Source organism: Nonomuraea zeae (genome assembly GCF_005889725.1).
Classification (GTDB): domain Bacteria; phylum Actinomycetota; class Actinomycetes; order Streptosporangiales; family Streptosporangiaceae; genus Nonomuraea; species Nonomuraea zeae.
Genome location: NZ_VCKX01000008.1, coordinates 31,534 through 45,386 on the forward strand (window position 1 = coordinate 31,534; position 13,853 = coordinate 45,386).

General features: G+C 71.7%; 9 protein-coding genes. 4 read left to right on the top strand and 5 right to left on the bottom strand.

The genetic code is table 11. The features are described from left to right. Nucleotides 1–68 precede the first annotated feature (68 nt). The 4 genes from ETD85_RS04280 to ETD85_RS04295 are packed head-to-tail and all read right to left on the bottom strand — an operon-like array spanning nucleotide 69 to nucleotide 5,285. Nucleotides 69–2,183, bottom strand: coding sequence for an alpha-galactosidase (locus tag ETD85_RS04280; RefSeq protein ID WP_138688265.1), 2,115 nt, complete (start codon nucleotides 2,181–2,183; stop codon nucleotides 69–71). A gap of 11 nt (nucleotides 2,184–2,194) precedes the next feature. Continuing rightward, the gene (locus ETD85_RS04285) at nucleotides 2,195–3,052 is read right to left on the bottom strand and encodes a carbohydrate ABC transporter permease (protein ID WP_138688266.1); all 858 of its coding nucleotides are present in this window, start codon (nucleotides 3,050–3,052) and stop codon (nucleotides 2,195–2,197) included. Continuing rightward, complete coding sequence (locus ETD85_RS04290) at nucleotides 3,049–3,963, bottom strand: carbohydrate ABC transporter permease (protein WP_138688267.1); 915 nt, start codon at nucleotides 3,961–3,963, stop codon at nucleotides 3,049–3,051. The genes ETD85_RS04285 and ETD85_RS04290 overlap by 4 nt, the downstream gene beginning before the upstream one ends. Then, nucleotides 3,960–5,285 carry an ABC transporter substrate-binding protein gene (locus tag ETD85_RS04295; protein ID WP_138688268.1) on the bottom strand — a complete coding sequence of 442 codons (1,326 nt, stop codon included), beginning with the start codon at nucleotides 5,283–5,285 and terminating at the stop codon, nucleotides 3,960–3,962. The genes ETD85_RS04290 and ETD85_RS04295 overlap by 4 nt, the downstream gene beginning before the upstream one ends. A gap of 201 nt (nucleotides 5,286–5,486) precedes the next feature. Here ETD85_RS04295 and ETD85_RS04300 point away from each other — a divergent pair, with 201 nt between their 5' ends. From ETD85_RS04300 to ETD85_RS04315, 4 genes are all read left to right on the top strand, one after another. Beyond that, complete coding sequence (locus ETD85_RS04300; RefSeq protein WP_170246490.1) at nucleotides 5,487–6,629, top strand: ROK family transcriptional regulator; 1,143 nt, start codon at nucleotides 5,487–5,489, stop codon at nucleotides 6,627–6,629. A gap of 34 nt (nucleotides 6,630–6,663) precedes the next feature. Continuing rightward, the gene (locus tag ETD85_RS04305; protein WP_240778948.1) at nucleotides 6,664–8,382 is read left to right on the top strand and encodes a beta-galactosidase; all 1,719 of its coding nucleotides are present in this window, start codon (nucleotides 6,664–6,666) and stop codon (nucleotides 8,380–8,382) included. A gap of 91 nt (nucleotides 8,383–8,473) precedes the next feature. Continuing rightward, nucleotides 8,474–9,964, top strand: coding sequence for a malate dehydrogenase (quinone) (gene mqo, locus ETD85_RS04310; protein ID WP_240778949.1), 1,491 nt, complete (start codon nucleotides 8,474–8,476; stop codon nucleotides 9,962–9,964). Between the two features lie 86 nt (nucleotides 9,965–10,050). Beyond that, entirely contained in the window at nucleotides 10,051–10,686 is a 636-nt protein-coding gene (locus tag ETD85_RS04315; RefSeq protein ID WP_138688271.1) for an acyl-homoserine-lactone synthase, read from the top strand. 80 nt (nucleotides 10,687–10,766) lie between these two features. Here the strand turns inward: ETD85_RS04315 and ETD85_RS04320 are convergent, their stop codons facing one another. Then, a complete protein-coding gene (locus tag ETD85_RS04320; protein ID WP_138688272.1) occupies nucleotides 10,767–13,853 on the bottom strand; it encodes a DUF5722 domain-containing protein in 3,087 nt (1,028 codons plus the stop codon).

The following is a 13,853-nucleotide window of genomic DNA, read 5'->3' on the forward strand; positions in this document are numbered from 1 at the left end:
TGCGCCCCGTACCACGAGCGCGCCCTGGCCCGCGCAGCCGGCGGCAGGGCGCGCTCCCCAGCGCGTGGTCATGGCCGGCTCGTGGCGACGACGTGGACCAGCACGGACTCGTCGGGGAAGAGCGGCGGCACCGCGATGCCCGAGGCGGCCAGCGCCGAGCCCGGCAGGGCGAAGTCGCCGCTCGTCCACGCGGGGGCGCTCCCGTGCGAGGTCACGGGCATGAGCGGCCGCACCGAGTAGACGGTCGCCGGGTCGAGCCCGGGCAGCCGGAGCTGGCCGGGCGGCCAGGTGGACGGGCGCTCCAGCATGGCGATCTCGTAGATCGCCTCGGAGGCGTCGGCGGCGACGACGCCGTGGGCCTGCACGCTCTCGGGGGCGTCGTCCACGCGGACCACCACGCCCGAGTGCAGCAGGTGGCGGTGGCGTTTGTGCAGGGCCACCCACGAGGCCAGGTCGTCCAGCTCGCCGTCGGTGAGCGAGGTGAGATCCCACTCGATCCCGTAGTGGCCGAAGAACGCGGTGGCGGCGCGGAAGGCCAGATCGTGGCGGCGGCCCGTGGTGTGGGAGCGGTCGGCGCCGATGTGGCTGCCGATCAGCTCCGGTGGCAGCAACTGCCCGGTCCAGCGCATGATCTGCTGGCGTTCGGCCGGGTCGATGCAGTCGCTGGCCCAGACCCGGTCGGTACGCTCCAGGATGCCGAGGTCCACCCGGCCCCCGCCGCCCGAGCAGGACTCGATCTCCAGGCGCGGGTGCTCGGCCCTGATCTCGTCGAGCAGCCGGTAGACGGCGTGGGTCTGGGCGTGGACCGAGGCCCGGCCGCCCCTCGCCGTGGAGCCCGCGTCCACCAGGTCGCGATTGTGGTCCCACTTGATGAAGTCGAGGTCGTACTCGCTGATGACGGCCAGCAGCCGCGTCCTGACGTACGCGTACGCCTCGGGGTTGGTCAGGTCGAGCACCTGCTGGTCGCGGGCCGGTGGCGGCAGGCGGTCGCCGGTCTGCATGATCCAGCCGGGGTGCGCGCGGGCCAGGTCGGAGTCCGGGTTGATCATCTCCGGCTCGAACCAGAGCCCGAACTGCATGCCGAGCTCCCTGACCCGCTTGACCAGCGGCGTCAGCCCGTCCGGCCAGACGGTGGCGTCCACGGTCCAGTCGCCGAGCCCGGCACGGGCGTCGCGGCGGCCGTGGAACCAGCCGTCGTCCAGCACGAACCGCTCGACCCCGACCCTGGCCGCCCGGTCGGCCAGCTCCAGCAGGCGGTCGAGGTCGTGGTCGAAGTAGACGGCCTCCCACGTGTTGAGCATCACGGGCCGGGGCGTGGACGGGTGCGCGGGCCGGGCCCGCAGATGCTCGTGGAAGCGGCCGGCCGCCGCGTCCAGGCCGCGCCCGTAGGTGGCGTACAGCCACGGGCCCTGGTAGCTCTCGCCCGGGGCCAGGATGACCTCGCCGGGCAGGAGCAGCTCGCCGCCGCCCAGCATGGTCCGGCCGCTGGAGGTGCGCTCGGCGTAGTGGCGATGGTTGCCGCTGAAGCCGACGTGCAGGCCCCAGGCCTCGCCGCGCCGGAAGCCGAGGTCGGAGGTGCCCGCGAACAGGACGGTGGCGGCGTCGGGGCCGGTCCGGCCGCGGCGGTTCTCGCGCAGGTGGACGCCGGTGGTGAGAGGGCGGCGCTGCGGGATGCGCTCCTTGGCCCACCGCCCGGCCTGGTCGAACAGGTCGGTGGGGGTGCCGGGGACGGGGAAGGCGAGGTTGAGCGCGTCGAGGGCGTAGGGAGAGCCGGACTCGTTGCGCAGGTCGGCGCGGGCCCGCAGGAGGCCCGAGTCGCCGAGCTCGGCGACGATCGTGAGGCCGAGCCGGGCGTGCTCGTCGCGGGCGGTGGCGGTGAGGGTCCGCCCGGTCCGCCGGTAGTCCACGCTGGTGAAGGCGGGTGACCAGTTCTGTCCCATGTGGTGCCCGGACAGGCCGGGCAGACCCATCCAGCCGGTACGCGCCTCAGGCACCAGCGGGACCCGTACGGGCACGTCCACGCTGACGTCCGGCCGCGGACGCAGGCCGGCCGACAGGCAGGCCAGTGCCGCGTCGTCGAGCGGTCCCAGGTCCGGCCCCCAGTGCAGGATCGCGGGCAGGGCGTCGGGCGGACACTCGATCACCACGGACACGCCGGCGGCTCGGAAGTGCAGAATCTCCATGGACGGCGGGTTCATCCTTTCAGTCCTCCGCTGAGCAGATCCAGCCGCCAGAAGCGCTGCAGGGTCAGCAGCAGGACGATGAGCGGGATCACCGACACGGCGGCGCCCACGATGGCGATGCCGTACAGGGTGGGCTGGCCCGAGCCCTTGCTGAGCACGGTGTACAGGCCCACGGTGATCGGGAATTTGGACTCGTCCGAGAGCATGATGTACGGCAGCAGGAAGTTGTTCCAGATCCCGACGAACTGCAGCAGGAAGATCGTCACCATGCCGGGGACCATCATGGGGAACCCGATCGAGCCGAGGATGCGATATTCGCTCGCTCCGTCGATCCTGGCCGCCTCCATCGTCGCGTCGGGGACGGAGGCCATCGCGTAGACCCTGGCGAGATAGATGCCGAACGGCGAGATGAGGCTCGGCAGCAGGACCGCCCAGTAGCCGCCCACCAGGTTCAGCTCGGACATGATCAGGTACTGCGGGATGGCCAGCGTCATGCCGGGCACGAGCACGCCGGCCAGGATGGCGTAGAACAGCAGGTTCCGGCCGCGGAACTCGTACTTGGCCATGGCGTACCCGGCCAGTGCCGAGATCAGGGTCGAGGCGGCCGCGCCGACCACGGCGTACAGGACGCTGTTGGCCGCCCACTGCAGGTAGAGGCCGTTCCCGTAGGTGAACAGGTCGCGCAGGTTGTCCAGCAGGCCCGTGCCCGGCGCGAAGGTGAACGTCGAGAACAGCTCGCCGCTCGACTTGGTCGAGGCCACGAGCACCCAGGCGACGGGCACCAGGCAGTAGACGGCGCCGAGGAGCAGGACGAGGGTGGGCAGGATCCGGGCGCGCCGGCTCGGGAGCGCGCGGTCCACGGCGCTCACTGCATGCCTCCGAACGCGCGCTTCTGGGTGACCTTCAGCAGCACGACCGAGACCACGAGGGTGCCCGCGGCCAGCAGGACGGAGGCGGCGGAGGCCAGCGGCAGGTCGTCGCGGGTGAAGGCGTCGCGGTAGATGTGCATCAAGGGCACCCAGTCCTGGGAGATCTCCGGGGTCATCGGTCTCAGGGTGGTCGGCTCGCCGTACACCTGAAGCGTGCCGATCAGCGCGAACAGCCCGGTGAGGACGAGGGCGGGCGCCACCAGCGGGATCTTGATCCGCCAGGCGATCTGCCACTCCGAGGCCCCGTCGATGCGCGCCGCGTCGTACAGCGCCGACGGGATGCCGCGCAGCGACGTGAAGATGATGATCATGTTGAAGCCGACGCCGCCCCACACCGCGATGTTCGCCAGCGACGGGTAGATGGCGCCCGCCCCCAGGAACGGGATCTCGCCCAGCCCCAGCTCCCTGGTCAGGAAGCTGAACGGGCTGGTCGAGGGCAGGTACATGAAGCCCCACAGCAGCGAGGCCGTCACGCCGGGCACGGCGTACGGGATGAAGATCGCCGTCCGCGAGAACCTCTTGGCCCGCGCGCCGGCGTGGTCGAGCAGCAGCGCGAACAGCAGCGCCAGCCCGAGCATGAGCGGCACGCTGATCAGGCCGTAGAGCGCGAGCCGGCCGAAGCCGGCGAAGAACTCGGGGTCGGTGAGCGTCTTGACGTAGTTGTCGAGCCCGACGAAGACCTCCTCGCGCGTGCCGAAGATGCCCTTGCCGGTCAGCCGCAGGCCACGCGCGCTGAGGTAGAGCGCGTAGCCGATGGGGACCGCCAGGAAGGCCACGAAGAGCAGCACGGCGGGTGCGACGAACAGATAGGGAGCCCGGGACCTGCGCTCCGCCCTGGGCTGGGCGGTCACGGGCCCGCGACCTTGAAGCCGGTGGTCTTCATGTCCTCCACCACGAGGTTGTGCGTCTTCGTCAGCGCGTCCCTGAGCGGGGTGTGATCACGGACGGCGGCGGCGACGGCGTCCTGGTAGGCGCTGCTGGCGGTGCTGACGTTCGGGCCCCAGCTGATGTGCGGGATCGTGCTCTGGGCGGCCTTCGTGGCGATGTCCCAGTAGTCCTTCTGGTTCGCCGTCAGCTTGGGCGGAGCGCTGCTGCTCGCGGCCTGCTGCCCGGCCAGCGACGCCGGGTACTCGCCGAGCTCGATCTGGACGTCGTACGCCGCCTTGTCGGTGTTCATCCACTTGGCGAACGTGGCCGCGGCCTCGGCGTGCTTGGAGGTCTTGGTGACCGTCAGCGCGGAGCCGCCCTGGAAGGCCACCCGGGCGTCGCCCGCCGTCCACTGGGGGAGCGGCGCGATGGCCCAGTCGCCCGCCTGCTTCTCCGCGATGCCGTACAGCACGCCCGGCGCCCAGAGCGCGCTCGGCCAGGTGAGGATCTTGCCCTTGTTCAGCCTGTTGTTCCACTCCGGGGTGAGCAGCGGCTCGGCCTTGACGAGGTCCTTGTCGATGAGCCCCTGCCAGTAGTCGGCCACCGCGAGTGACGCCTGGTCGGCGATGCCCACGGTCCACGTCTGGTCCTGGACCTTCCACCAGGAGGCGCCGGCCTGCTGGGCCAGCCCGGCGAAGTTGCCGAACTCGGCGGGGGCGAAGCTCGCGAGGTAGGTCTCCGGGTCCTTCTTGCGCACGTCGGCCGCGACCTTGGCGAAGTCCTGCCACGTTGCCGGCGGCTCGATCTTCAGCTCCTCGAAGCGCTTCTTGTTGTAGACGAGGACCATCGGGCCGACGTCCTGCGGGACCCCGTACACCGCGCCGTCGAAGCTGGTCAGGTCCCACACCTCCGGGCTGAAGGCGGTCTTGACGTCGCCGGTGTGGGCGGAGATGTCGGCCAGCGCACCGGCCACGATCATGGAAGGCAGCGTTTCGTATTCGATGCAGGCGGCGTCGGGGCCGTTGCCCGCGCGGGTCGCCGTGAGCAGCTTGGCCGCGGTGTCCGTGCCGCCCCCCACGTCGGTCTGCTTGACCTGGATGTCGGGGTGGGCCTTGTTGAACGCCTCGACCTTGGGCTTCTGGGTCGTGCCCCAGCACCAGAACTCCAGCGAGACCGGCCCGGCCGCCGCCGGAGTGCCGGTGCTCCCGGACGCGCCGGTGCTCCCGGACGTCCCCGACGAGCAGGCCGCAAGGACGGCGGCCGTGCCGAGCACCGCGATCGGGCCGGCGAGCCTCGTGATACGCATTCGTGCCTCCTTCATGCAAAGCGAGCTGGCTTTGCAACAAAGCCAACCTAGAGACAAGGTGAGAGGCATGTCACTACTTGTGCATAGATTTCAGAGGTGTTATGTGAGCGCGTCGTGACGTGCCGGACATGCTAGCTTTGCCGCGAAATCAAGTAAGAGAGGCTGGCGCTGATGCGGGTGAAGCCCCAAAGATGGTGCGGCATGTGGGACGTCTTGCCCGACGCGGCACGCTCCATCGTCAAGGAGCTCATCATCCACGGTCCGCAGTCCAGGACCGCGCTGGCCAGGACTCTGCGCCTGTCCACAGGCAGCCTCACCAGGCTGACCAAGCCCATGGTCGACGCCGGGCTCCTCGTCGAAGGCGACGTGGTGCACGACCCGGTCAACGGCCGCCCGACCCGTCCGCTGGACGTGGCCGCGGGCGAGCACCGCTTCTTCGGCGTCAAGCTGACCGCGGACCGCGTCCACGCGGTCATCACCGACCTGCGTGCCCAGATCGTCGCGGCCCGCGACGAGCCGATCCCCGACCACGCTCCCCAGGCGGTGTGCCGCCAGGTCAGGCGGCTGCTCGACGAGCTGTCCGGCGGCGAGGAGGCGCCGGTGGGCGCGGGCGTCACGCTCGGCGGCGACGCCCGCTCGGCGGCCCAGCTCGGCGGTGAGCGGCTGGTCGACTCGTCGTATCTCGGCTGGCGGCAGGTGCCGCTCAAGTCGCTGCTGGAGGAGGCGCTGGGCGTCCCGTGCGTGATCAAGAACGACGTGGCGGCGCTGAGCCATCAGCACCACTGGTTCGGCGCGGCCCGCGGGCTGCGCGACTTCGCGCTCGTCTCGATCGGGGCGGGAGTCGGCTACGCCCTCGTCGTGCACGACCACCTGGTGCCGGCGGCCGAGTCGGACCTGGGGATGTTCGCCCACCTGGTGCTGAACGGCGGCGGGCCGATGTGCGGGGAGGGCCACCGCGGGTGCGCCTCCGCCTACCTGGCCAGCGAGTCGATCGTGACCGCGGCCAGGCAGGGCCTGCGGCGGCCGGTGACGTACGAGGAGGTCATGCGCCTGGCCGCGGACGGGGACAAGGTGTGCCTCGGCGTCGTCGGCGAGGCCGCGGACGCGCTCGGCAGGCTCATCGCCCAGGTCGCGACGTACTCCATGGTCAAGACGGTGATCGTGGCCGGTGAGGGCGTGGAGCTGGCCCGCGTGGCGAAGGACGGTCTCGACCGGGCGCTCAGCGCGAACCGGCGCGGCCGGCCGGACTCGGTCGACGTGCTGATCGAAGTGGACGACTTTCGCGAATGGGCCCGCGGCGGCGCGGTCGTGGCCATCCAGAGTTTCGTAACCGGCAGCGACTGACGGCGCGGCCGTGACATCCCCTGATGGAGAGAACATGTATTTCGGCGGAGACTACAACCCCGAGCAGTGGCCCGAGGACGTCTGGCTGGAGGACGTCCGGCTGATGCGGGAGGCGAAGGTCAACCTCGCCACCGTGGGGGTCTTCTCCTGGGGCCGGCTCGAGCCTGCCGAGGGCATGCACGACTTCGGCTGGCTCGATCGCGTCATGGACCTGCTGCACGACAACGACATCCAGGTCAACCTGGCGACCCCGACGGCCTCTCCGCCGCCGTGGTTCGGTCTGGCCCATCCGGACGCGATGCCGGTGCGGGCCGACGGCACCCGGCTCACGCACGGCAGCCGGGACACGTACTGCGTCAACGTCCCCGCCTACCGGGCGGCCTCGCGCCGCATCGCGACGGCGCTGGCCGAGCGGTACGGCGCGCACCCGGCGACGGTGATGTGGCACGTGCACAACGAGTACGGCACGACCTGCTACTGCGACCACTGCGCGGCGGCCTTCCGCGACTGGCTGCGCGACCGGCACAAGTCCCTCGACGCGCTCAACGACGCCTGGTCCACGGCGTTCTGGAGCCAGCACTACTCGGCGTGGGAGCAGATCATGCCGCCGCGGGTCACCCAGTACCGCTCGAACCCCGCCCACCTGCTGGACTACCGGCGCTTCTGCTCCGACGCGCTGCTCGCCCACTACCGCGAGCAGCGCGACATCCTGCGCGCCCACGGGCCGCAGCCGGTGACCACCAACTACGTCATGGCCGGGTGGACGCCGCTGGACCACTGGAAGTGGTCGGCCGAGGTCGATCTCGTGGGGATCGACCACTACACCGACCAGCCCGGCGACGACGGGCTCGCCCAGGTCGCACTCGCCTCCGACCTGGCCCGCTCCTGGGCGCGCGGGAAGCCGTGGCTGCTGATGGAGCAGGGGGTCGCGGCGATGTACACCCCCGAGCGGACGCTCGCGCTGGAGCCGGGGGAGCACGTGCGGCGCAGCCTCGACTACGTGGCCCGCGGGGCCGCCGGAGTGCTGCACTTCCAGTGGCGCGCTTCGCAGGGCGGGGCGGAGCAGTGGTGCCAGGGCATGGTCCCGCACGCCGGCCCCGACAGCCGGGTCTTCCGCGAGATCACCGAGCTGGGCCGGACGCTCAGCTCGCTCGCCCCGGCGGAGCCCGAGGCGGCCGAGGTGGCCATCCTCTGGGACGACGAGGCCGCCTGGGCGCTGCAGAACCCCGCCCTGCCCACGGCCGGGCTGGACTTCCGCGCGTCGGTGGAGCAGGCGCACCGGGTGCTGTGGCAGCGGGGCATCGCCACCGACTTCGTCCACCCTTCCCACGATATTTCGCGCTATCGGGCTGTGCTGATGCCGTCCCTCTACCTGATCTCCGACGAGGCGGTCGCCAACCTCACCGCGTACGTCGAGGGCGGCGGCACCCTGGTCGTGTCGTACTTCAGCGGCATCGCCGACCCCGACACCCGCGTCCGGCTGGGCGGCTACCCCGGCGCCCTGCGCGACCTGCTCGGCGTCCGCGTCGAGGAGCTCCACCCCCTGACCGCCCCCGTCACGCTGTCCGACGGGACGATCGGCACCTTCTGGAGCGAGACCGTCCACCTGACCGGCGCCACGGCGACCGCGACCTACCCCGGCGGGGGCCCGGCGATCACCCGGCACCAGGCCGGTGCGGGCACCGCCTGGTACATCTCGACCCGGCTGGACGCGTCCGGGCTCGGGGACGTCCTGGCACAGGCCGGCGTCTGACCGCCTGACGCCGTTTCGCGGGCACGCCAGCCCACCTGTTATACAAGTCAGATACTCGTATGACAGGTGGCGGGCCGCGAGAGGACATCAGGTGAGCGGGCGAGGATCGAGCTACGACGTGGTGCTGGTGGGCGGCGGGATCATGAGCGCCACCCTCGGCGTGCTGCTGCGGCGCGTGCAGCCGGACTGGTCGATCCTCGTGCTGGAGCGGCTGGACGGGCTCGGCCTGGAGAGCTCGTCGGCCTGGAACAACGCAGGCACCGGCCACGCCGGGCTCTGCGAGTTCAACTACACCCCGCTCGGTGCGGGCGGCTCGATCGACGTCAGCGGCGCGATCGCCGTCAACGAGCAGTTCCAGCTGTCCCGGCAGCTCTGGGCCCGGCTGGTGGAGGAGGGCACGCTCGGCGATCCGGCCGGCTTCATCCGCTCGGTCCCCCACTTCGGCTTCGGGCACGGCGCCGCCGGGGTGGAGCACCTCCGCCTGCGCCACGAGGCCCTGCGCGGGCACCCGCTGTTCGGCGGGCTGGAGTTCACCCGCGACCGGCAGGTCATGGCGGAGTGGCTGCCGCTGATGTTCGGCGGCCGTCCCGGCGGCGGGGACGTCGCCGTCTGCCGCACGCGCGGGGGCACGGACGTCGACTACGGAGTGCTCACCCGGCGGCTCTTCGCCGCCCTGGCGCGCGACGGCGTCGAGGTGCGCTCCGGGCACGAGGTGCGCTCCCTCAGCAGGGACGACCGGTCCTGGCGCCTGCGGGTGCGGGATCTGGCGGGAGCCCGCGACTACGGCGTCCGCGGGTCCTTCGTCTTCCTCGGCGCGGGCGGGGGCACGCTGCCGCTGCTCCAGAGCGCGGGCGTGCCGGAGACCAAGGGGTACGGCGGCTTCCCCATCAGCGGGCGCTTCCTGCGTACGGACCGGCCGGAGCTGGTGGCCCGCCACCACGCGAAGGTCTACAGCCACGCGGAGCCCGGCGCGCCGTCGCTGTCGGTGCCGCACCTCGACACCCGTGTCGTGGACGGCCGCGCCTACCTCATGTTCGGCCCCTTCGCCGCGTTCTCGCCGCGCTTCCTCAAGCGCGGCCGCCTCACCGACCTGCCACGGTCGGTGACCCGCCGGAACGCCGGGACGCTCGTGGGCGCCGCACGGGACAACCTCGGCCTGCTGCGCTATCTCGTCGGGCAGCTCACGCAGACGGAGAGCGGCCGGCTGCGGGCGCTGCGCCGGTTCGTCCCCGACGCGCGGCCGGAGGACTGGGAGGTCGTCACCGCCGGCCAGCGGGTGCAGGTCGTCAAGCGGGTGGCCGGCCGGGGCTCGATCGCCGGGTTCGGCACCGAGGTCGTGACCTCGGCCCACGGCGGGCTCGCCGCGCTGCTCGGGGCCTCGCCCGGCGCCTCCGCCTCAGTGGCGATCATGCTCGACGTGCTCGAACGCGGCTTCCCCGATCGCCTGCCGGGCTGGCGGCCCGCGCTGCGCACCCTGGTGCCCGCGTACGGCACCCCGCTGGCGGACCGTCCCGAGCTGCTGGCGGAGATCACCGGACGCAGCGCCGCCGCGCTCGGCCTGGAGGACGGCGCGGCCGGATAACGAAGTGCGGCCCCCGTGGTCCGCGGACCGTCGTCCCGCGAACACCAGAAGCAGGCGATCATCGGGATCATTCGCGGAGGGTGCTCGTGAAGGCTTCACCGGGGGAGAAATGCACGCAACGGGTCGTGGCCGGGCGGGCGGGCGAGCTGCCCGCGTGGCTGTTGGACGGCATGTTCCGCCTTCGCCACGAGGTGTTCTACGAACGCCTGCGCTGGGACGTCCGCAGCGCGCACGGCAGGGAGCGCGACCGCTACGACGACTGCGATCCGGTCTACGTGATCGGGTACGCGGACGGCTGCGAGGAGATCACGGGCTGCTGCCGGCTGCTGCCCACCGACGGTCCCTACATGCTGCGCGACGTCTTCTCCGAGACGCTGCGCGGCGGCCACGCTCCCTGTGACCCGGCCGTCTGGGAGCTCAGCCGCCTGGCCGCCGGCCGCACCTGGTCACGCGGGCTGGCGGCCGGCTTCGGCCCGCTGGCCCGCGCGCTGATCTGGGAGGCGTTCCGCTGGGTCGACCGGAACGGCGACACGGTGATCGGAGTGTCCAGCGTCGCCGTGGAGCGCAGCGTGAACGCCATGGGCATCGCCACCCGGCGCTTCGGCGACGGCAGGGCGACGCGCGTCGGCAACCTGCTCTGCTCGGCCTACGCCACGTCCACCAGGGATTTCCTGGAGAACGCGCTTCCGGTGCCAGAAGGGGAGCTGGTCTGCGGCTCCTGATCACGAGCCCCCGCCTGCCCGCGCGCCGCGGGCAGGCGCATGGCCGGGAGGCGGAGCCGCTCCCGGCCATGGCCCCGCTCTCAGGAGATGCTGCGGCCCTCCACCGCGTCGAGCACGAGCGGGGTCGCCCCGCCGTCACCGCGCACGCCGAACCCGTAGCGGTAGCCCGCCCGCACGTCCGGGTCCGACAGCTTCGGCAGGTGCTCCAGCGTCGCCGCCGTGACGAGCTTCCAGCCCGACCCCGAGTCGGCGTACATGGCGGCCCGGTTGCCCACCAGCGACAGCGCGAACCGGCCGCCGTCGGGGACGGTGACGCCCTGCTTGATCCCGAAGACCGCCAGCCCGCCGGGCACCTGCGGCCCACGCACCTCGAAGCCGGCGAACTTGTGGGTGTTGACGTAGAACGCCACCACGTCCGTCTTCCCGTCCTGCACCAGGCCGGTGTAGACGGTGTCCATGTCGGTGGAGCTCTGCTGGAACTTCCTGATGGTGATCGCCGTGCTGAACGCCGGGTTGCGCGGGGAGACGCCCGACGACATCAGCCCGAACCAGCTCGCCGACGGGTGCCCCGCCGACAGCGCGCCGCCGTCGTAGCTCACCTGCGGCAGCTCCTTGCCCTCCGGCTCCACCTTGTGCACCTGGTACGCGCCCGCCGCGTCGAAGCCGTCGGCCAGCTCCTGGTTGGCGAAGGCGTCCGGCGCCGGCGGCACGTAGGCGGCCTCGGGCGGCAGCCGGAACGTGACCCGCTGCTCCTGCCGCAGGTAGGACGCGCACACCACGGGATAGTCCTGGTTCGCGGGCCCGTACGCGGTCAGCTTCGTCTCGAACGTGCGGCTCGCCCCGGTACGCAGGCCGGTCACGGACAGGGCCGCCGGGTCGACGCCCACGCCGTCGCAGGCGGTGAGCCTGACCTTGCCGGCCATCGGCAGCACGTCGCGGTTGGTCACGGTGAACGTGACCGTGGAGCCGATCCGGCCGCGCTCGGCGGTCGTCGCGGCCACCTCGACGTTGCGCCGGTCGAGGTCGGGCAGCGCCGCCGCCGCCAGGCTCAGCCGGTCGATCTCGTACGAGCCCGCCCAGTCGGAGCCCACCGAGCCGCGTACCCACACCTTGACCCGGGAGATCGCCTTGCGCGGAGCCCAGCGGGACAGGTCGAGGGTGAGCCGGTTCCAGCCGAGCGCGGGGTCGATCGCACCCACGCCCTCGGCCACCGCGCCGTCCCGCCCGTAGACCCGGATCTTGGCGGAGAAGGCGTTGCCCGGCTTGAAGCGGTCGTCGGCGCTCTCCGGGACCCGGATCGAGACCGAGACCTGCGAGCTGCGCGTGGCGTCGAGCGGCCGGTCCAGCAGCAGGTCGGCGCCCTTGTACGACTTGGCGTACTGCGACCAGCCGGGCAGGTCGCGGTCGAAGCGCACGCGCAGGGCGTGCCCGCCGTCCACGGCCACCTGTTCCACCGCCGCGGCGTTGTCGGACGGCCGCCAGCCGCCGGTGTCCTGCTCGAAGTCGGAGATCACCCGCTCGGCCACCGGCTTGGCGTCGAGCTGCACCCCCACCACGGACGGCGGCTTCCTGACGGCGAGCTTGGCCGCGTCGAAGCCGGGGATGACGTCCTTCCAGTCGGAGATCCCGATGATCTCCTTGGCGAACTCGGTCACCTCCAGCGACCGCGCGGTGTCGATGTCCTCGAACACCTCGTGGATGGGCTTGCGCTCGCCGGCGTTGGACGGCGCCGGGTGCTCCTCGTCCCACGTCCACAGGCCGAGCCTGAGCCCGCCCTCCTGCTTGTGGTCCACGTGCCGGTGCAGGATGAAGGAGTCGATGCCGTCCGCGAAGGCGACCTTGTAGTAGGCGTACGCGTAGGCCGCCGCCTGCAGCTTCAGCTCCTGGTCGGAGTAGTCCTGCGAGTTGAGCCCCTGCTCGGACAGGATCACCCGCCGCCGCTCACCCCGGTAGGTCAGGGCCTCCTGCGCGAGGTAGCGCGGCAGGACGTCGATGTTCTTAAACGTGATCCGCAGCGAGTCGAAGCTGTCCGTGGCGGTCTTGTCGTGCCAGAACGCCGGGTTGAAGAGGTTCTCCGGGTACGGGTGGTAGGCGATGTTCCAGTCGAAGTCGCCCTGCCGCTTGGTGAGGGCGTTGAGCCCGTCGACCACGTCCCTGCCCTTGTAGGTGTACTTCGGGTCGTCGTTCGCCGCACCCGTCCAGAAGTGCGTGAGCGAGGTGTAGACGCGCGCGGCGGCGTCGGCCTTGCGCACCGCCTGCCAGGTCAGCCGCATAGCGCGGGCGTAGTGATCGAGGAACACGTCCCGGTCCTGCGGGCCCATGTTGTACCAGAACTGCTGGGCGTCGATCTCGTTGCCGACGATCCAGCCCCACGCCCGCCCGTACTTGGCGTCGGCCCGGCTGTAGCGCTGGGCGAAGAACTCCATCGCGGCCGTGAAGTACCCCTCGCCCTCGGCCGTCTTGGTGTTGAACGCGTACACCGTGCCCTTGCCCAGCTCCGCGTCGGGATGGATGAGCTTGGCCGCGGCCGAGTTGGGCGCCGTGCTGTTGTAGACCAGCACGATCAGGTTGACCAGCACGCCGTTGTCCGACAGCGGCTTGACCTGGGCGTCCAGGCCGGCGACCGCGCCCCGGTCGAAGTGGTAGGTCCGGCCCTGCGAGACGAACTCGATGGTGTTGCCCGGCGCGCCCGGCCCGGCCATCATGACCGAGTCGAGAGCCAGGTTGATGCCCGCGTGCTGGACGCCGATCTCCTCGGCGTCGTCGGTCATCTGCACCTGCAGGCCCTTCTTGCCCGGCAGGTCGGGGTAGGGGGCCTGGCCGGTCGAGGCGAAGGTGAGCCGGTCGGCGTAGTGCACCTCGCCCAGCGGGCCGTCCGCCCCCACGGTGCGGAACTTGTCGTAGAGCCGGTCCTGGTCGCCGTCCATGCGCGGCACCTCGACGCGGAACTCGCCCGCCTCGACCGTCGCGACCGGCGTCTCTCCGGTGTGGTCGTCCTGCCAGGTGTCCAGGGCGTACAGCTCGGCCCGTCCGGGGACCGAGCCGGTGACGGTGATCGTGCTCTCGCCGACCTCGACCCCGGTCACCCCCGTGTCGGCCGCGGCGTGCGCGGGCCCGGTCACGAACAGCGCCGGCACGGCCAGCACCAAGGCGATCAATAAGCGCAT